Source organism: Mesorhizobium humile (assembly GCF_033977215.1).
In the GTDB taxonomy this organism is placed as follows: Bacteria; Pseudomonadota; Alphaproteobacteria; order Rhizobiales; family Rhizobiaceae; genus Mesorhizobium; species Mesorhizobium humile.
Map to the genome: position 1 here is coordinate 80,325 of NZ_JAVIIV010000021.1, position 17,944 is coordinate 98,268.

The 17,944-nt window shown below is 64.4% G+C and carries 17 protein-coding genes; 7 read left to right on the plus strand and 10 right to left on the minus strand.

Features of this window, described 5'->3' with window-relative positions:
• Positions 1-12 precede the first annotated feature (12 nt).
• On the minus strand, positions 13-645 hold the full coding sequence (locus tag RFM52_RS26095) for a class I SAM-dependent DNA methyltransferase (protein ID WP_320294370.1): 633 nt from the start codon (positions 643-645) through the stop codon (positions 13-15).
• A gap of 98 nt (positions 646-743) precedes the next feature.
• On the opposite strand from RFM52_RS26095, the gene RFM52_RS26100 reads away from it, so the two are divergent.
• Positions 744-1,643, plus strand: a complete 900-nt coding sequence (locus RFM52_RS26100; protein WP_320294369.1) for a phosphotransferase family protein — start codon at positions 744-746, stop codon at positions 1,641-1,643.
• Positions 1,644-1,646: 3 nt separating this feature from the next.
• Here RFM52_RS26100 and RFM52_RS26105 read toward each other — a convergent pair whose 3' ends face one another.
• Positions 1,647-2,570 carry a DMT family transporter gene (locus RFM52_RS26105; protein ID WP_320294368.1) on the minus strand — a complete coding sequence of 308 codons (924 nt, stop codon included), beginning with the start codon at positions 2,568-2,570 and terminating at the stop codon, positions 1,647-1,649.
• A 307-nt stretch (positions 2,571-2,877) separates the two neighbouring features.
• Positions 2,878-4,158 carry an amidohydrolase family protein gene (locus RFM52_RS26110; RefSeq protein ID WP_320294367.1) on the minus strand — a complete coding sequence of 427 codons (1,281 nt, stop codon included), beginning with the start codon at positions 4,156-4,158 and terminating at the stop codon, positions 2,878-2,880.
• A 176-nt stretch (positions 4,159-4,334) separates the two neighbouring features.
• Between RFM52_RS26110 and RFM52_RS26115 the strand changes: the two genes are divergently transcribed.
• Entirely contained in the window at positions 4,335-6,089 is a 1,755-nt protein-coding gene (locus RFM52_RS26115; protein ID WP_320294366.1) for an ABC transporter ATP-binding protein, read from the plus strand.
• A gap of 167 nt (positions 6,090-6,256) precedes the next feature.
• Here the strand turns inward: RFM52_RS26115 and ilvD are convergent, their stop codons facing one another.
• Positions 6,257-8,101 carry a dihydroxy-acid dehydratase gene (ilvD, locus tag RFM52_RS26120; protein WP_320294365.1) on the minus strand — a complete coding sequence of 615 codons (1,845 nt, stop codon included), beginning with the start codon at positions 8,099-8,101 and terminating at the stop codon, positions 6,257-6,259.
• 251 nt (positions 8,102-8,352) lie between these two features.
• Between ilvD and RFM52_RS26125 the strand changes: the two genes are divergently transcribed.
• The gene (locus tag RFM52_RS26125) at positions 8,353-8,823 is read left to right on the plus strand and encodes a VOC family protein (protein WP_320294364.1); all 471 of its coding nucleotides are present in this window, start codon (positions 8,353-8,355) and stop codon (positions 8,821-8,823) included.
• Positions 8,824-8,961: 138 nt separating this feature from the next.
• Here the strand turns inward: RFM52_RS26125 and RFM52_RS26130 are convergent, their stop codons facing one another.
• The 3 genes from RFM52_RS26130 to RFM52_RS26140 form a co-directional block, all read right to left on the minus strand.
• A complete protein-coding gene (locus tag RFM52_RS26130) occupies positions 8,962-10,554 on the minus strand; it encodes a peptide chain release factor 3 (RefSeq protein WP_320294363.1) in 1,593 nt (530 codons plus the stop codon).
• A gap of 96 nt (positions 10,555-10,650) precedes the next feature.
• Positions 10,651-11,565 (minus strand): haloalkane dehalogenase, encoded by a 915-nt coding sequence (locus tag RFM52_RS26135; RefSeq protein WP_320294362.1) that lies wholly within the window; start codon positions 11,563-11,565, stop codon positions 10,651-10,653.
• 5 nt (positions 11,566-11,570) lie between these two features.
• Positions 11,571-12,158, minus strand: a complete 588-nt coding sequence (locus RFM52_RS26140) for a TetR/AcrR family transcriptional regulator (RefSeq protein WP_320294361.1) — start codon at positions 12,156-12,158, stop codon at positions 11,571-11,573.
• A gap of 111 nt (positions 12,159-12,269) precedes the next feature.
• Between RFM52_RS26140 and RFM52_RS26145 the strand changes: the two genes are divergently transcribed.
• Complete coding sequence (locus RFM52_RS26145) at positions 12,270-13,337, plus strand: NAD(P)/FAD-dependent oxidoreductase (protein ID WP_320294360.1); 1,068 nt, start codon at positions 12,270-12,272, stop codon at positions 13,335-13,337.
• On the opposite strand, the gene RFM52_RS26150 is transcribed toward RFM52_RS26145, so the two are convergent.
• The 3 genes from RFM52_RS26150 to RFM52_RS26160 all read right to left on the minus strand — a co-directional run bounded on the left by RFM52_RS26150 (position 13,331) and on the right by RFM52_RS26160 (position 15,880).
• The gene (locus RFM52_RS26150; RefSeq protein ID WP_320294359.1) at positions 13,331-14,704 is read right to left on the minus strand and encodes an amidase; all 1,374 of its coding nucleotides are present in this window, start codon (positions 14,702-14,704) and stop codon (positions 13,331-13,333) included. The two genes, RFM52_RS26145 and RFM52_RS26150, sit on opposite strands and share 7 nt — an antisense overlap.
• A 108-nt stretch (positions 14,705-14,812) precedes the next feature.
• Positions 14,813-15,610: a class II glutamine amidotransferase gene (locus RFM52_RS26155; protein WP_320294358.1), complete on the minus strand. Its 798-nt coding sequence runs from the start codon at positions 15,608-15,610 to the stop codon at positions 14,813-14,815.
• A 15-nt stretch (positions 15,611-15,625) separates the two neighbouring features.
• Positions 15,626-15,880, minus strand: coding sequence for a DUF6356 family protein (locus RFM52_RS26160; RefSeq protein ID WP_320294473.1), 255 nt, complete (start codon positions 15,878-15,880; stop codon positions 15,626-15,628).
• Positions 15,881-15,995: 115 nt separating this feature from the next.
• Between RFM52_RS26160 and RFM52_RS26165 the strand changes: the two genes are divergently transcribed.
• The 3 genes from RFM52_RS26165 (at position 15,996) to RFM52_RS26175 (ending at position 17,939) form a co-directional block, all read left to right on the plus strand.
• Positions 15,996-16,466, plus strand: coding sequence for an Lrp/AsnC family transcriptional regulator (locus RFM52_RS26165; RefSeq protein ID WP_320294357.1), 471 nt, complete (start codon positions 15,996-15,998; stop codon positions 16,464-16,466).
• 328 nt (positions 16,467-16,794) lie between these two features.
• A complete protein-coding gene (dut, locus tag RFM52_RS26170) occupies positions 16,795-17,280 on the plus strand; it encodes a dUTP diphosphatase (RefSeq protein WP_320294356.1) in 486 nt (161 codons plus the stop codon).
• A complete protein-coding gene (locus tag RFM52_RS26175) occupies positions 17,280-17,939 on the plus strand; it encodes an HAD family hydrolase (protein WP_320294355.1) in 660 nt (219 codons plus the stop codon). Before dut ends, RFM52_RS26175 begins: the two co-directional genes overlap by 1 nt.
• Positions 17,940-17,944 lie beyond the last annotated feature (5 nt).

Genomic DNA, 17,944 nt, shown 5'->3' on the forward strand with positions numbered 1-17,944 from the left:
GCGCAGAGCGGATCAGCTGACGCGCAACACAAGCCCCCTGCTCGGCACGGTATCGGTTTCGCCCGGCATCGAGGCATAGGGCGCCGTTTCCTCGACGCGCTTCAACCTGCCCTGGGTTTCGAGCCCGGCGATGCGCTCGGCGAAGCCGGCCTGCCACAGCGTGTTCTTGACGGTCAGAACGATGACGCCGCCTGGACGGCAGATGCGGATCAGTTCGTCCAGTCCCTCGACCCCGACATGGCCCGAGGTGAAGACGCCCGCCGAAATAATGCCGGCATAGGCGCCGTCGGCGAAGGGCAAAGCGTCGCCCATCGCCAGGCGATGCAGCGCCGCGTAGACGCCCTTGGCGCCTGCCTTGTCCAGCATGCCTTGCGAGATGTCGAGCGCCTCCACCCTCGGATAGCCGGTGATGGCCAGCCATTCGCCGATCAGGCCGGTGCCGGCGCCGGCATCGAGCAAGGGTTCGGCGCCGCGCGGCAGATGCCGGGCCAGCAGCGCCAGGCAGATCGTCGGGTGACGATAGCCGGCGGCCGACATGTCGGCGTCATAGGTCTCTGACCAGCTGTCATAGATCGCAGCCACTTCCTCTGGTCGCTTCGCCGCATAGGCCGCGCTTAGCGAGCCGCTGTGCTTGCCGTCCGTCATTGTCGCTCCCGAAGCCGATTCATGTGCGGAGGATCATAGCCAAGCCCTTAAAACTGTGGAACCGTCCGAACAGAACAATGGCGTGAAGGGGGCGCGACATGACCGACGAGCTGCGCGCGGCGCTGGCGACGATTCCGGCGCTGGCGGGCTATGACGGACCGCTGCAGCGTTTGGGTGGCCTGACCAACATGGTCTACAGGGCCGGCGAAGCGTGCCTGCGCATTCCCGGCAAAGGCACGCAAGAATATATCAACCGCGCCAACGAGGCAGTGGCGGCGCGCGAGGCGGCCAGGGCCGGCGTCAGTCCCGAAGTGCTCTATGCCGATCCGGCATCCGGCCTGATGGCGACGCGCTTTATCGCCGGCGCCGAGACGATGTCGCCCGAGACGTTCAGAACGCGCAAAGGGAGCCCCGCCCGCGCGGGCGAGGCTTTCCGCAAGCTGCATGCTTCCGGCGCGGTGTTTCCCTTCCGCTTCGAGCTGTTTGCAATGATCGACGACTATCTCAAGGTTTTGTCGACCAAGGATGTGGCGCTGCCCGCCGGCTATCACGACGTGGTGCGCGAGGCAGGCGGGGTGCGCGCGGCGCTTGCCGCGCACGCCATCCCGCTCGCCGCCTGCCATTGCGATCCGCTGTGCGAGAATTTCCTCGATACCGGCGATCGGATGTGGATCGTCGACTGGGAGTATTCCGGGATGAACGATCCGCTGTGGGATCTCGGCGACCTTTCGGTCGAGGGCAAGTTCGACGCGGGCCAGGACGAGGAGTTGATGCACGCCTATTTCGGCGGCGAGGCGCGGCCGGCCGAGCGTGGGCGGATCGTCATCTACAAGGCGATGTGCGACCTCTTATGGACGCTCTGGGGGCTGATACAGCTCGCCAACGACAATCCGGCCGACGATTTCCGCGCCTATGCCGACGGCCGCTTCGCGCGCTGCAAGGCGCTGATGGAGACGGCGGAATTTTCGCGTCATCTCGCGGCTGTGCGCCTGGGCTAGTGCTTAATTCACGCCCTTCGGCACGTTCTCAGGCGGCACCACGGTTTCCACCACCTTCTGGCGATGGAAGATGAATATGCCGGCAAGCACGACGATGGCCGCGCCCACCAGAATACGTGGCCCCGGGACATCGCCGAAGAACACGAAGCCGAAGACCACAGCCCACAGAAGCAGGGTGTAGTGGAGCGGCGCCAGCGTCGAGGCCGGCGCCAGTTTCAGCGCCCTTGTGATCATCAGATGGGCGGCGCAAGAGACGACGCCGAGCAACAGCATGGCCCCGAAATCGAGCGCCGACGGCGTATTCCAGGCGCCGATGGTGAGCAGGCCGCCGACAACCAGCGTGCCGATCGTCTGCCAGGTAACCAGTGTGGTGTCGCTGGTGCCGCGCAGGAGACGGCCGAGGATGATGGCGAAGCCGAAGGCGATGCTGCCGACCAGCGCGAAGGCCGAAGACAGCGAGAAAGCCGCCGAGGACGGCTTCAGGATGATCAGCACGCCGCAGAAGCCGACCAGGATCGCCAGCCAACGGCGCCAGCCGACCTTTTCGCCAAGCAGGAGGTGGGACAGCGCCGCGACATAGATCGGCCCGGCCATGTAGAAGCTCATCACGTCGGCCAGCGGCAAATAGACGACCGCAGCGTAGAAAAGCCCGGTATCGGTGGTGGTGGCCACGACGCGCAGGAACTGCAAGAGCGGCCGGTCCATATGAAACAGCCTAGCCGTGCCCTGGTTGGCGATCATCGGACCCAGCACGATGAAGGCGCCGATCGAGCGGATGAGCACCACCTGTCCGACGGAGAAGGAAGCGACCAGCCATTTGCCCATGGCGTCGTTCAACGCGAACATGAAGTCGCCGGCCAGCATCAACAGAATGCCGGCGAGCAACATGTTCCTGATCGTGAAATTGCGGGCGATGGTCTGAGCCATGCCGCTCCGTAGCCGCAAGCGGCCAGTTTGACGAGGGAAAATCATAAGACCAGCGCCGGGCGCCGGAACTTCGTCATCCACGGGCGGAGCGGAAGCGAAGCGGACGCGCAGACCCGAGGATCCATGTCGTGACCTCGCGCGAAGGGCAGAGGCGGCGCAGGGCTTTTCTGCACCGCTGCGACGCTTGGAGGTAATGGCATGGATTCTATGGTCTGCGCTGCGTCGCTTCGCTCCTTGCTCCGCCATAGAATGACGAAGTCACGAGCGTTCCGCCGCTAGTGCGACGGGTCAAACCGGACGCAGAGACCTACGCTGTTTTATGCCTGCGGTTGACGCTCTCCGGCCGGCCGGCGATCGACAGCCGCGTTTCCTGCCTGGTCCGCTCAGCCACGACCTTGCCCCTGGCGATGACGCAGAGGCGTTCGGGGCGCAGGCGAACGGCTTCGATCGCATTGCCGGCATCGAGCACGACGAGGCTCGCCCGCTTGCCGACGGCGAGACCCAGATGATCCAGGCCCATGATGGCGGCGTTGACGTTGGTCACCATGTCGAAGCAGCGCGCCATGTCGGCCGGGCTCGACATCTGCGCGACATGCAGGCCCATGAAGGCGACGTCGAGCATGTCGGCCGTGCCCAGCGAATACCAGGGGTCGAGCACGCAATCCTGGCCCCAGCCGACGCGGATGCCGAGCGCCTGCATCTCCTTGACCCGGGTCAGGCCGCGCCGCTTCGGGAAAGTGTCGTGGCGCCCCTGCAGCATGATGTTGATCAGCGGATTGGGGATCGCCGACACGCCGGCCTCGGCGATGAGCGGCAAAAGCTTCGAGACGTAGTAATTGTCCATCGAATGCATGGAGGTGAGATGCGAGCCGGCCACCCTGCCCTGCAACCCGAGGCGCTGCGTTTCATAGGCCAGTTGCTCGATATGGCGCGACAGCGGATCGTCGGTCTCGTCGCAATGCATGTCGACCATCAGGCCGCGCTTGGCGGCGATCTCGCAAAGCTCCGTGACCGAGCGCGTGCCGTCGGCCATGGTGCGCTCGAAATGCGGGATGCCGCCGACGATGTCGACGCCCATGTCGAGCGCGCGGATGGTGTTCTTCAGCGCTGTCGGCGAGCGATAGAGGCCGTCCTGCGGAAACGCGACAAGTTGCAGGTCGATATAGGGCGCGACGGTTTTCTTCACGTCGAGCAGCGCTTCCGCCGCGAGCAGCCGGTCGTCGCAGACGTCGACATGGCTGCGGATGGCGAGCAGGCCCATAGACACCGCCCAGTCGCAATAGGCGAGCGCGCGCTCGCGCACCGCTTCATGCGTCAGAAGCGGCTTCAACTCGCCCCAGAGCGCAATGCCTTCGAGCAGTGTGCCTGACGCGTTGATGCGCGGGATGCCGTAGGAGAGCGTGGCGTCCATGTGGAAATGCGGATCGACGAAGGGCGGCGCGACCAGATTGCCGCGGGCGTCGACCTCGGTCGACGCGGTGCCCGGCAGTTTCTGCTCGATCGCCCGGATGGTTTCGCCGGCAATGCCGATATCGGCAATCCTGCCGTCCGGCAGCGTGCCGCCGCGCACGATGAGGTCGAAATCCATCCGTCGTCACCCTTTCCCAAGAATCGGCAAATCATCGTGGCCGAAAAGACAGGCTGGCGCAGCCTTTTCTTTCCTCGGCAGCCGAAAGGTTCCATCGCGCCGCAACTCGCTCTATAAGCCGCCTCTCGCCCTCGTGGCGAATCCGAATTTCTCGCAGCCAGACACAGGATCGGCCGTTGTTTCGCTTCTTCCGCTCGACGGAAAACCAGCGCCTCATCGCAAGGCTGGTGAGGGAGTCCTTCCATGAGCACAAGTTCGGCTATGCCGCCGCCATAGCTTCGATGCTCGTGGTGGCCGCCATGACCGGCGCCAGCGCCTGGATCCTGCGCGAGATCACCAACGAATTCGTCGTCTTCAAGAGGCTCGACCGCGTCAACATGATCGCGGCGGGCGTCGCGGGGATCTTCCTGCTCAAGGGCTTCGCAACGTTCGTGCAGGCCTATTGCATGAGCCGTGTCGGCAACGCCATCATCGCCGACCGGCAACGCAAGATCTACGATCGCATCCTGGCGCAAGGCATCGAATTCTATCATTCGACCTCATCGGCCGACCTGATCGCCCGCATGACCAACAACGCGCAGGCCGCGCGCGGCGTGCTCGATCTTGTCGTCACGTCCTATGTGCGCGACCTGGTGACGCTGGTCGTCCTGGTCGGGGTCATGATCTGGCAACAGCCGGCGCTGTCGCTGATCTGCTTCGTCGTCGGGCCGGTGGCGATCTACGGCGTCAACCGCATCCTGAAGCGGGTCCGCAGCATCGCTGCCATGGAGTTCCGCTCGCTTGGGCAGATCGTTCATGTCATGCAGGAAACGGCGATCGGTGTACGCGTTGTCAAATCCTTCAACCTTGAAGGCGCGATGCGCAAACGCATGTACCAGGCCGTCTCCGACGTCGAGAACCGCGCCAACAACATCGCCACGCTGGAGGCGGCCACCAGCCCGGTGATGGAAACCATTGCCGGCCTGGCAATCGCCGGCGCGGTCTTTGTCAGCGGGTTCCTGGTGCTGCAGGGCGGGCAGATGCCGGGCAATATCATGGCCTTCATCGCGTCGCTGCTGCTCGCTTATGAGCCGGCAAAGCGGCTCGCCCGGGTACGCATCTCGCTCGAGACCGGCATCGTCGGCGTGCGCATGATGTTCCAACTCGCCGACCGGCCGCTGACACTCGCCGAGAAGCCCGGCGCCACGCCGCTGCAACCCGGCCCGGGCGAAATCCGCTTCGACGATGTCAGCTTCGCCTATCCGGAAAGCGCGCCGGTGTTCGAAGGGTTCGACCTGACGCTCGAGGCCGGCAAGATGACGGCGCTGGTCGGGCCGTCGGGCAGCGGCAAGTCGACGATCCTCAACCTGATCATGCGCATGTACGACCCGCAGACCGGCAAGGTGATGTTCGACGACCAGGACATCTCGTACGCGACGCTCGATTCGCTCAGGCAGAAGATCGCCTATGTCAGCCAGGATACGTTCCTGTTTGCCGGCACGGTCATGCACAATATCCGCCTCGGCCGCGAGGGCGCGACGGATGAGGAGGTGATCGCCGCCGCCAAGGCCGCCAACGCGCATGAGTTCATCAGCGCCATGGCCAAGGGCTACGACACGGAGGTCGGCGAGAACGGCTCGCTTTTGTCCGGCGGCCAGCGCCAGCGCATCTCGATCGCGCGCGCCATGCTGCGCAGCGCCGAGATCCTGCTGCTCGACGAGGCGACCAGCGCGCTCGACGCGGAATCTGAAGCGTTGTTCCGCGACGCGCTGCAGCAGCTTACCGTCGGGCGCACGACCATCGTGATCGCACACCGGCTTTCCACCGTGCACCAGGCCGACACCATCGTAGTGCTGGAAAAGGGCAAGGTGGTGGAAAGCGGCCCGCACAAGACCTTGCTCAAGCAGGGCGGGCTCTACCAGAAGCTTTACGAATATCAGCTGATGCCGTGACGGCGGCGGCTCTCCTTCTCCCCTTGTGGGAGAAGGTGTCGCCGAAGGCGACGGATGAGGGGTGTTCGAGGGAATGCCGGCGCCTCGCTCCGCTGGAGCACCCCTCATCCGTCTCGGCGCTATCGCGCCGATCCACCTTCTCCCACAAGGGGAGAAGGGAAGATCTCTCACTCCGGCACTTTCCTGACCGCGCCCTTGTCGGCGCTGGTGGCGAAGGCAGCGTAGGCGCGCAGCGCCGTCGTCACCCTGCGCTTGCGCTTTTCGGCCGGCTTCCAGGCGTCGGCGCCCTTGGCGTTCATCGCAGCCCGGCGAGCTTCGAGCTCGGCGTCGCTGACCGCCAGGCGGATCGTGCGGTTGGGGATGTCGATCTCGATCGTGTCGCCTTCCTGGACCAGGCCGATCGCGCCGCCTTCGGCGGCTTCGGGCGAGGCATGTCCGATCGACAGGCCGGAGGTGCCGCCCGAGAAGCGGCCGTCGGTGATCAGGGCGCAGGCTTTGCCGAGGCCCTTCGACTTCAGATAGCTGGTCGGGTAGAGCATCTCCTGCATGCCGGGGCCGCCGCGCGGGCCCTCATAGCGGATGACGACGATGTCGCCGGCCTTGATCTCGTTGCCGAGGATCGCCTTGACGGATGCGTCCTGGCTTTCGAAGACGCGGGCCGGGCCGGTGAATTTCAGGATCGACTCGTCGACGCCGGCGGTCTTCACGATGCAGCCGTCGAGCGCCAGATTGCCCTTGAGCACCGCGAGGCCGCCATCCTTGGAGAACGGCGTCTTGGCCGAGCGGATGACGCCCTTCTCCCGGTCGGTGTCGAGATCATCCCAGCGGCGGTCCTGGCTGAAGGCAACCTGCGTCGGCACGCCGCCGGGAGCGGCGCGGAAGAAGTCACGGACGTTCTCGGCGGAGGTGCGCGAAATATCCCAATGGTCGAGCGCTTCGCCGAGCGTGGCGGTATGCACCGTCGGCAGGTCGCGGTTGATCAGGCCGGCATGGTCGAGCTGGCCGAGGATCGCCATGATGCCGCCGGCGCGATGGACATCCTCCATGTGGACGTCAGACTTGGCCGGCGCCACCTTGCACAGCACCGGCACTTTGCGCGACAGCCTGTCGATGTCCTCCATGGTGAAATCGACCTCGCCCTCGTGCGCGGCGGCAAGGATGTGCAGCACCGTGTTGGTCGAGCCGCCCATGGCGATGTCGAGCGCCATGGCGTTCTCGAAGGCGCCCTTGGAGGCGATGCTGCGCGGCAGCGCCGTTTCGTCGTCCTGCTCGTAATAGCGCTGGGCGAGATCGACGACGAGATGGCCGGCCTCGACGAACAGGCGCTTGCGGTCGGCATGGGTGGCAAGTGTCGAGCCGTTGCCGGGCAGCGACAGGCCCAGCGCTTCCGTGAGGCAGTTCATCGAATTGGCGGTGAACATGCCGGAGCAGGAGCCGCAGGTCGGGCAAGCCGAGCGCTCGATGACCTTGACGTCCTCGTCGGAGATCTTGTCGTCGGCTGCCGCGACCATGGCGTCGACCAGGTCGAGCGCCTGCGACTTGCCGGCCAGCACCACCTTACCGGCCTCCATCGGTCCGCCGGAGACGAAGACGGTCGGGATGTTGAGACGTAAGCTGGCCATCAGCATGCCGGGGGTGATCTTGTCGCAGTTGGAGATGCAGACCATGGCGTCGGCGCAATGGGCATTGACCATGTATTCGACGGAATCGGCGATCAGCTCGCGCGACGGCAGCGAATAGAGCATGCCGTCGTGACCCATGGCGATGCCGTCGTCGACGGCGATGGTGTTGAACTCCTTGGCAACGCCGCCGGCCTTCTCGATCTCGCGCGCCACGAGCTGGCCGAGGTCCTTCAGATGCACGTGGCCCGGCACGAACTGGGTGAAGGAATTGACCACCGCGATGATCGGCTTGCCGAAATCACTGTCCTTCATGCCCGTGGCGCGCCACAGGCCGCGGGCGCCGGCCATGTTGCGGCCATGGGTGGTGGTGCGGGAACGATAGGCAGGCATTGGATTGTCCTTGGCTTGGCTGGCCGCGCCGATGCGCGGCGGGCGGCGCTTAAATTTTGGTCGGCAGCGGTTATAGCGATCACGGCCCGGCATGACCACCATTTTGCACTGCGCCAGATTCTTACGAAAAAACCGCAGGCCTGTGTCGGGTCGCGGGCCGCATAGCCGTCCTTGGGCAGACGGGACGGCACCATTTACGCAGTCAGCCGTTTGACCTTAACCGCAAAAAAGAAGCATTCGGAGGAAGACGCATGCAAAAGATCACCACCTGCCTGTGGTTCGACGGCCAGGCCGAAGAGGCGATGAACCATTACACCTCCATCTTCAAGAATTCGAGGGTACTGAGCGTCATGCGCTGGCCAAAAGGCCACGCTGACGAGGGTAAAGTGCTGGTGACCACGTTCGAGTTGGACGGCGTGCCGTTCCAGGCGCTGAACGGCGGGCCGCAGTACAAGTTCACCGAAGCGATCTCGCTGTCGATCGACTGCAAGGCGCAAGCCGAGGTCGATCATTTCTGGACACGGCTTACCGAAGGCGGCGGCGAGCCCGGACCGTGCGGCTGGCTGAAGGACAAATTCGGCGTTTCGTGGCAAGTGGTGCCGGAGCAGCTGCCCCGGCTGCTCCAGGATCCGGACCGGGCCAAGGCCGGGCGCGTGATGGACGCCATGATGAAGATGGGCAAGATCGAGATCGACAAGCTCGAGGCGGCGGCGAAGGGGTGAGCATAGGTAGTGAGTGGTGAGTAGCGAATGGTGAATGGTGAATGGTGAATGGTGAATGGTGAATGGTGGTGAAGATTAGCTGACCTTTCCCTACCAACTACCAACTACCTACTATTCACTATTCACTATTCACCAGAATCACGCAGCCTTATCACGCACCTGATAGTCCTTCACCGCGGTGAAGCGGATCGCTTTCCAGCGCTCGGCTTCGTAATTCAGCGAGAAGGCGTGCTGGGCGAGGAAGACCGGATCGTTGTCGAGGTCGCGGGCGATGTCGCCGCGATGCGCCTCGATGAAGCGTTGCACCTCCGCCTTGTCGTCGGCCGCGATCCAGCGGCAGACGGAAAAGCGCGACATCTCGAAATCCACCGGCAGCGTGTATTCGATGTTGAGCCGCTCCTTCAGCACGTCGAGCTGCAGCGCGCCGACGACGCCGACGATGGCCGGCGAGCCGTCTTCCGGCGAGAACAGCTGAACGACGCCTTCCTCGGCCATCTGGTGCAGCGCTTCCTTGAGCTTCTTGGCCTTCATGGCGTCGCCGAGGCGCACGCGGCGCAGGATTTCCGGGGCGAAGTTCGGCACGCCGCGGAACAGGATCTCCTCGCCCTCGGTCAACGTGTCGCCGATGCGCAGCGTGCCGTGGTTGGGGATGCCGACGACGTCGCCGGCGAAAGCCTCATCGGCGGTGACGCGGGTGCGGGCGAAGAAGAACTGCGGCGCCGACAGGCTCATCGGCTTGCCGGTGCGCACCAGCTTGGCCTTCATGCCGCGCTCGAGCTTGCCCGAACAAACGCGGACGAAAGCGATGCGGTCGCGATGGTTGGGGTCCATGTTGGCCTGGATCTTGAACACGAAGGAGGTCATTTTCTCCTCGGTCGCTTCCACCGTTCGCTCATCGGCTTCCTGGGCGCGCGGCGGCGGGCCGTAGGCGCCGAGCGCCTCGATCAGGTCGCGCACGCCGTAATTGCGCAGCGCCGAGCCGAAATAGACCGGCGTCAGGTGGCCCTCGCGAAACGCTTCCACGTCGAGCGGACGGCAGGCTTCCCGCGCGAGTTCCAGTTCCTCGATGAAGGCTTCGCGCTCGTTATCCGGCAAAAGCCCGGCGACGCGGTTGGAATCGGGGCCGTTGACCGGCGTGCGCTCCTTCTCGTCGTCGCCGCGGCGCACCGCGTTCTGGGCCAGGTGGTAGGTGCCCGAAAAGGTCCTGCCGCGGCCGATCGGCCAAGTGACGGGCGCGGTGTCCAGCGCCAGCTTCTGCTCGATCTCGTCGAGGATCTCGAACGGATCGCGGCTCTCGCGGTCCATCTTGTTGACGAAGGTGATGATCGGGATGTCGCGCAGGCGGCAGACCTCGAACAGTTTCAGCGTGCGCGGCTCGATGCCCTTGGCGGCGTCAATGACCATGACGGCAGAATCCACCGCCGACAGCGTGCGGTAGGTGTCGTCGGCGAAATCCTCGTGGCCGGGCGTGTCGAGCAGGTTGAAGACGTTGTCGCCATATTCGAAGGTCATCACCGAGGTGACGACCGAGATACCGCGTTCGCGCTCGATCTTCATCCAGTCGGACCGCGTCTGGATGCGGTCCTTCTTGGCCTTGACCTCGCCGGCGAGCTGAATGGCGCCGCCGAACAGCAGCAGCTTTTCGGTGAGCGTGGTCTTGCCGGCGTCAGGGTGCGCGATGATCGCGAAAGTGCGGCGGCGCGCAACCTCTTCAGGTATCGTTTCAGGCATTTCTATTAAGGCGTTCCGTGTGACAGGCGGCGCTTCTACCAGTGTGGCGCCGGCCTGTCGACATGGGTGGGCACGCCTCGTGCCTGCCGCTTCGGCTCAAGCGAGTTCGGCCGCGCTCTCCGCCACGGCAATCTGAGGCAGCCAGCCGGCAATGGCCTTGCCGATCGCATCGGGGTGGTCTTCCTGCAGATAATGGGCGCCCGGCCCCAGATCGATGAAGCGGCAGTTCTTCAGTCCCGCCGCGAATTCCATTGCCGCCTGGGCCGAAATCAGAGCGCCTGGATCGCCGGCGAAAAGCAGCTTTGGATATGAGGAGAGCCGCAGCGCCCGGTGGTCATGCGCGCTGATCGCGGCGACATCCGCTGGCTGGTTCTCGATCGGCAGTTCCCGCGGCAAGCGCAGGGCCGGCTTGCGCGACTGCGGGGTCGGGAACGGCGCCCGGTAAGCATCCATCTCCTCCTCGCTCATCTTGCGCAGGACGGAAGCAGGCAGGATCTTTTCGACAAAGACATTGTCCTCCAGCACCAGCTTCTCGCCGGCACCAGGGGTGCGCAACGCCTTGAACAGCTCGCGCGCCTGCGGACGCTGGTGGAAATCCTCCCAGCGCTCGAAGGGCCGGATGAATTCCATGAAGGCAAGGCCGAGGACACGCCGTGGCCGCCGCGCCGCAAAATGGAAGGCCAGCGCCGTGCCCCAGTCCTGGGCGACGATCACCAACTCCTTGAGGTCGAGTGCCTCGATGAAGGCGTCGAGATAGCGGACCTGATCGAAGAACCTATAGTCGATATCGGGCTTGCCCGACTGGCCATAACCGATCAGATCTGGCGCGATGCAGCGACCGAACGGCGCGACATGCGGTATGATGTTGCGCCATATGTAGGAGGAGGTCGGATTGCCGTGCAGGAACAGCACTGTCGGTCCGGTCGTCCCGGCCTCCAAATAAGACATGGTGGAATCGAGCACGGCGACTTCAGAGCGCCGCAGCGGTTGTTTATCAGTCGTCGAATTCATCCGTATCACTCCCTTCCGAACACAGTGCTGAAGATGATTTTCTTGAACCGCTCGAGCGGTTCCGGGCTGCGCTGGACCTTCATGCGCAGCATGGCGCCCTGCCAGGACGACAGCAGGAAATCGGCAAGGTCCTCCGCATCGAAGGCCGTGGTAATCTCGCCGGCCGCCTGACCCTCCGCGATGCAGGCCGCGAAGGGCCGGCGCCAGCGCTCGAAAATGTCGACCAGCCTGAGCCGGAGCGGTTCGCTGTGGACGGCCGTTTCCAGGCTGAGATTGCCGATCATGCAGCCGCGCGCCCAGTCATGCGCCTCGAGCTTCGAGGTGATGACGTCGAGATAGCGGCGCAGCCTGCCGACGGGCGGCGTGCCGTCACGCGCCAGCGCGCTTTCCACCAAGCCGCTGACATAGGCGAAGTAGCGTTCCAGCACCTCGCCGGCGAAGTCTTCCTTGGAGGCGAAATGGTTGGTGAACGAGCCCGGACGGGCGCCGGCCGCGGCTACGATGTCGCGGACGCCGGCTGCGGTGTAGCCGGAATTCCAGATGGTCTGGAAGCCGGCCTGGAGAAGGTTTTCGCGGAGTGATTGTCTAGCCATGGCGGTATAATACGTACGTACGTATTTGTGTCAAGCGCAGAAGTTTGCGTTGGCAAAAGCTCCCGCAAATGGCAGGTGGAAGACCTCACCGGGAAGAGAATGGAGAACAACTTGGCAAAAGAAATCATCGTCATCGGCGCCGGCATCATCGGCGCTTCGATCGCCTGGCATCTGACGAAGGCCGGCGCGCGGGTGACGGTCGTTTCCGAGAGTGGGGCCGGCGGAGTCGCCACACCCAATTCCTTCGCCTGGATCAATGCCAGTTGGGGTAACCCGGAAACCTATTTCCGGCTGCGCATCCGCGCGCTGGCCGAATGGAAGAGATTGGCAACCGATCTGCCGGAACTGCCGCTCACCTGGTGTGGCGGCCTGTGCTGGGACCTGCCGGCGGACAGGCTCGAAGCCTATGCGGCCGAGCATTCGTCCTGGGGCTACGGCATCGAGCGCGTCGACCGCGAACAGGCGGCGCGCATCGAGCCCAACCTTACAGAGCTTCCCGATTTCGCCCTCCATATCGCCGAGGAAGGCGTGGCCGAGCCGGTTGCGACCGCGGCGGCACTGCTGGCCGATGCCGAACTGCGCGGCGCGCGGATCGTCACGGAGACCGTCGATGCCTTGGCGCTGGTCAACGGCAAGGTCACGGGCGTCGTCGTTTCGGGCGCGAGCATCTCCGCCGACGAGGTGGTGATTGCAGCGGGCGCCGGTGCTCCGGCGATCGCCGCGACGGCCGGCGTCAAGCTGCCGATCGAGACGCCGCCGGGCCTGATCGTGCATTCGCGCCCCTACAAGAAGCTGCTCAACGGCCTGGTGCTGGCCGAAAGGCTGCATATGCGGCAGACTGCGGAGGGCCGGATCATCGCCGGCTCGGATTTCGGTGGCGGCGACCCGGGCGACAGCCCGGAGGGCACTGCGCGCGAGCTGTTCGCGGGGATGAAGGCGATGCTCCACGGCGCGGATGGACTGGAGTTCGACTTCCATACAGTCGGCTACCGCCCCACCCCTGTCGACGGCTTTCCAATCGTCAGCCGAGCCGATGGCGTCGGCGGTCTCTATATCGCCGTCACGCATTCGGGCATCACGCTGGCGCCGGCTATCGGATTGTTCGCCGCCCGCGAAATTCTCGACGGCGAGCGCGATGCGCTGCTTGCGCCTTACGCCTTGTCGCGCTTCGCTCAGTAGCCCGGCGGCCGGCGGAAGCCGCCGGTGAGCGGCGCGATCGCCGCCGCAATGCCAAGCAGCCGCGCTTCCGACCAGTGGCGGCCGACCAGTTGCAAACCGATCGGCAAGCCATTGCTGTCCTGCCCGCTGGGTATCGCGACTGAGGGATGGCCCGAATAATTGAACACTGCGCCATAGGCGGGCAGCATCCAGTAGCTCTCGTCCTTGCCGTCGATCTTGAGCGGGCTTCCCGGCTTGCAATGCGGGAAGGCGGTCGTCATGGCGACGGGACACAGCAAAGCGTCGCAACCTTCGAAGAAGCGCTCCCAGGCCAGGATAGACCGATCCCGGCGGGCGAGCGCAGCAAACCAGTGCGACACCGGTGTCGGTTGTTCGGGCGGCTCCGGCTGCGCGACCTCAAGCATCATGCCGATCAACTTGCCACCCTCGGCGAGGTCGTCATGCAAATCGAGCTTCGGCAATCTTGCTTCCTCGACTTTCGCTCCAGCGGACGCGAGTTGCTTGGCCAGCCTCTTCACCGCCGCGCTGATTTCGGAGGCAACCGGAAATCCGGGGAAAGCGTCAGCAAAGGCAATGCGAAGAGATTTCAGATCGAGCTTCGGCATCATCTCTACGGAAACCGGCGGCAAATCAGTGTCCGCTCCGTCCGGCCCGGCGATGATGCGATAAATCAGCGCCAGATCCTCGGCGCTGCGCGCCAGCGGGCCGACGCAAGACATCAGCCGGACGCTGCGTGGCGCACCGTCCGGATCGGGAAAAGCTCCGGCGAGCGAGACGCGATGCTCGGTCGGCTTCAGGCCATAGACGCCGCAGAAGGCGACGGGCAGGCGGATTGAATCCTGCATGTCGGTGCCGACCTCGAAAGGCGTCATCCCCGCCGCGACCGCCGCCGCGGCACCGCCGCTGGAGCCGCCTGCGGTGCGCGACAGGTCCCAGGGGTTGCCTGTGTGACCGAAGAGCGGATTGTCCGACTGCCAGTCGCCCAGCATCGTGGCGACGTTCGTTTTGCCGACCAGGATGGCGCCGGCTGCCTTCAATCGCGCGACGACCGGACTGTCCTGCCTAGCCGTATGGTCGGCGAAAGGCGGAAAACCGGCGGTTGTCCTCACGCCCGCCGTCTCGTGCGCGTCCTTCAGGGTGAAAGGCACGCCATGCAGCGGCCCGAGCGTGTCACCGCGAGCCTGCGCCGCATCGGCTTGCCTGGCCCGTTCGTGTGCTCCCTCCCGATCGAGGATGACGACGGCATTCAGCGCCTCGTTGTGCCGGTCGATCTGCGCCAGATGCGTATCGAGCGCCTCGACTGCCGATATTCTGCGCGCCGCGATCGCTGTGGCGATTTCGGCGATCGAAGAGAAGACAAGGTCCATGGCGAATGCTCCGGCTTCGGCCACTCGCTACCAAAATGGAGGATCGTGCGACGGCTTCAAGCCAAGTTCAGCATCGGCAAGACGGCGCCGCTTGATCGAAATTGCGGTTCAGCCGACCAACGCGAGCGAGGCCACTGCCGGCGCGAACGGCCGAATGCCGGTGCCGCCCCCCGTCATGGTGACGAAGCTCGCCGGAGGTATCGCCTGCCACTCGCCGCCGTTGCGGTCGAACGGCTCGGACACGATGCAGCGGCCGCCGTTGCGGAAGACAGAGGTGTAGAGCGTGGGCGCATGATCGTCGGTAGCATAGCGCACGGCGTATAGCGCCTCGCCATCCGAGAACGCGGCGGTGAGTTTCAAAGAGGGCTCGATACCGGCCCGGCGCGACGTCTCGATCACGCGGCTGGTCGCCCGCGACACCGCGCCCTGCGGATCGCCGGACAATCCTTCGTCGAGCATCAGCAGGAAAAAGAGCTCGGAATCCGTGGTGCCCTCGCGCTGGTCGAAGACCGCGTCGGACAGCGAATTTTCCAGCGCGCGGCGGATTTTTTCGAAACCGCCGATCTGGCCGTTATGCATGAACGACCAGCGGCCGGAGATGAAGGGATGGCAGTTCATGCGGCTGGTGGCGCCGCCGGTCGAGGCGCGCACATGGGCCAGAAACAAGCCGGATTTTATCTGCCGGCACAGGCTCTTCAGGTTGGGATCGGACCAGGCCGGCAGGATGTCGCGGTAAAGGCCGGGCTCGGGCCTGTCGCCATACCAGGCAAGGCCGAAGCCATCGCCATTGGTCGGCGACTTGGCTTCCTGCGCGCAGTGGCTTTGGGCGATCAGTGAGTGGCAGGGCGCGGTGATGATGTCTTCGAGGAAGACCGCTTCACCAAGATAGGCCGCCCACCGGCACATCGCATTCCACCTTTATCAGGCGCGATCCATCAGAGCTTGAGGCTCCTTGGCCGCGTGTGAGCCTCTGTTGTGCGTGCGTTCATAGAGCTCGCGAACGATTCGGCTCGCCGTAGTTTCGAACAGAAATGGCAAGAAAGCGTGAACAAGCGCAGCACCCGCGGCCATCGACAAGCGCGAACAGAACCAGGCGGCGAAGGCCATGTGGCCGAAATAGGTCTCGCCGACCTTCTCCGGGTGAGACGTGAAGAGCGCCGTAAACCGTGTCGTCATGGTGATCCCTCCTGCCGGGATGAGTCCCGATGATGAGTATCTTGCCACAAGGCTTTGGTTCATCGGTCCCAAATCGTCCTTGCTTTTTGCTATTTTGTGGGACATTCATCCCAATATGTCACCAGAAATTGATGAGATCGATCGAAGATTGCTGGCCGAACTGCAACGCGACGGCACGCTTTCGGTCGACCAGCTGTCGGAACGGGTGGCGCTGTCGCGCAATGCCTGCTGGCGGCGCGTCAAGCGGCTGGAGGTAGATGGCGTCATCACAGGCCGCGTCGCGCTGGTCGACGCCGAGAAGCTGGGCCTCGGCCTCTCTGTCTTCATCCTGATCCGCACCTCCAACCACGACCCGGACTGGCTGCAGAAATTCCGCGCCGCGGTCACCGGCTTTGCCGAGATCACCGGCGTCTACCGCATGTCGGGCGACCTCGACTATGTGCTGAGGGCCCGCGTCGCCGACGTGAGGGCCTATGACCGGCTCTACCAGCGGCTGATCGCCAAGGTGGCGCTGTCGGACGTATCGGCCTCCTTCGTCATGGAGGAGATCAAGGAGACGACCGTGGTTCCGGTGGAATTGCGGTAGGTAGCCAAGGCCTCTCAACTTCGTCATCCACGGGCGGAGCGGGAGCGAAGCGGACGCGGAGACCCGAGGATCCATTCCGTTACCTTGATCGAAGGGCGCAGTGGAGCAGAATTCTGCACCGTGGCGGTGCGTCGAAGTCACGGAATGGATCCTCGGGTCTACGCGCGTCGCTTTGCTCCTTGCTCCGCCCGTGGATGACGACGTGATTGGCGTTTCTCGCCAATCGCCAAAGTAGATGGCCAGGTCATAGTCACGCCAGAAAGAAAGCCGTTGATAGCATGGCGGGCGAGTTGACCGAATCGCCGCTCGCGCCGATAGGATCGATTTCATGCGCACCGCTGTCTATCCTTCTTCCGTCATCGGCCCCACCGTCGGTTTCGTCAGGCTTCCGCATGGCGAAGGCTTGCCTCTGCCGGCCTATGAGAGCGCCGGCGCCGCGGGCGTGGATTTGCGTGCCGCGGTGCCGGAAGACCGGCCGCTGCTCATCCTGCCTGGAAAGCGCGCCTTGGTGCCGACCGGGCTTGTCCTGGAAATCCCAGAAGGCATGGAAGGACAGGTAAGGCCGCGTTCCGGCCTCGCCTTCAAGCACGGGCTCACCGTCCTCAACACGCCCGGCACCGTCGACAGCGACTATCGCGGCGAGGTGAAGGTGCTGCTTATCAATCTCGGCGACGAGGATTTCGCGGTGACGCGCGGCATGCGCATTGCCCAGATCGTCTTCGCGGCCGTGACCCAGGTTTCGGTCGAGGAAAGAGCGCTGGCGGGCGGCACGGCTCGCGGCGCAGGCGGCTTCGGGTCGACCGGCACGGCGTAATGCAGGTTCCAAAGCTGATTATCTTCGATTGCGACGGGGTCCTGGTCGACACCGAGAACCTTGCCAACAGGCGCCTTGCCGAATGGCTGACCGCCGCCGGTTTTACCACCACATTCGAATATTGCCGCAAGAACTTCTCCGGCCGCAGCATGGCCTCGGTGCAAAAAGAGATCGAAGAGACGACCGAGATCAGGCTCGGCGCCGACTTCGTCGAGCGCTGGAATGCCGGCCTGCCGGACCTTTTCTCGCATGGTGTCGAGGCTATCCCCCATGTGCGCGAGTTCATCGAGACGGTGCGCAAAGCCGGCATCGCCTATTGCGTCGCCACTTCGGCGCGGGTCTCCAAGATGCACATCACGCTTGGGCAGACCGGGCTTTTGTCGCTGTTCGAGCACGCGATGTTCTCCTCGACCATGGTCGCGCGCGGCAAGCCGTTCCCGGACCTCTTCCTGCATGCGGCAAGGACGATGGGCGTCGCGCCGGCCGACTGCATCGTCATCGAGGACAGCGTCGCGGGCACCCAGGCCGGCATTGCCGCCGGCATGCGGGTGTTTTCCTATTACGCCGATCCGTTCTCCGACCGCGACGGCCTGGAGGCGGCCGACGGCATCCTGTTCGACGACATGCGCGAACTGGCAGGGCTGGTGCCTATCCGCTGACCGCA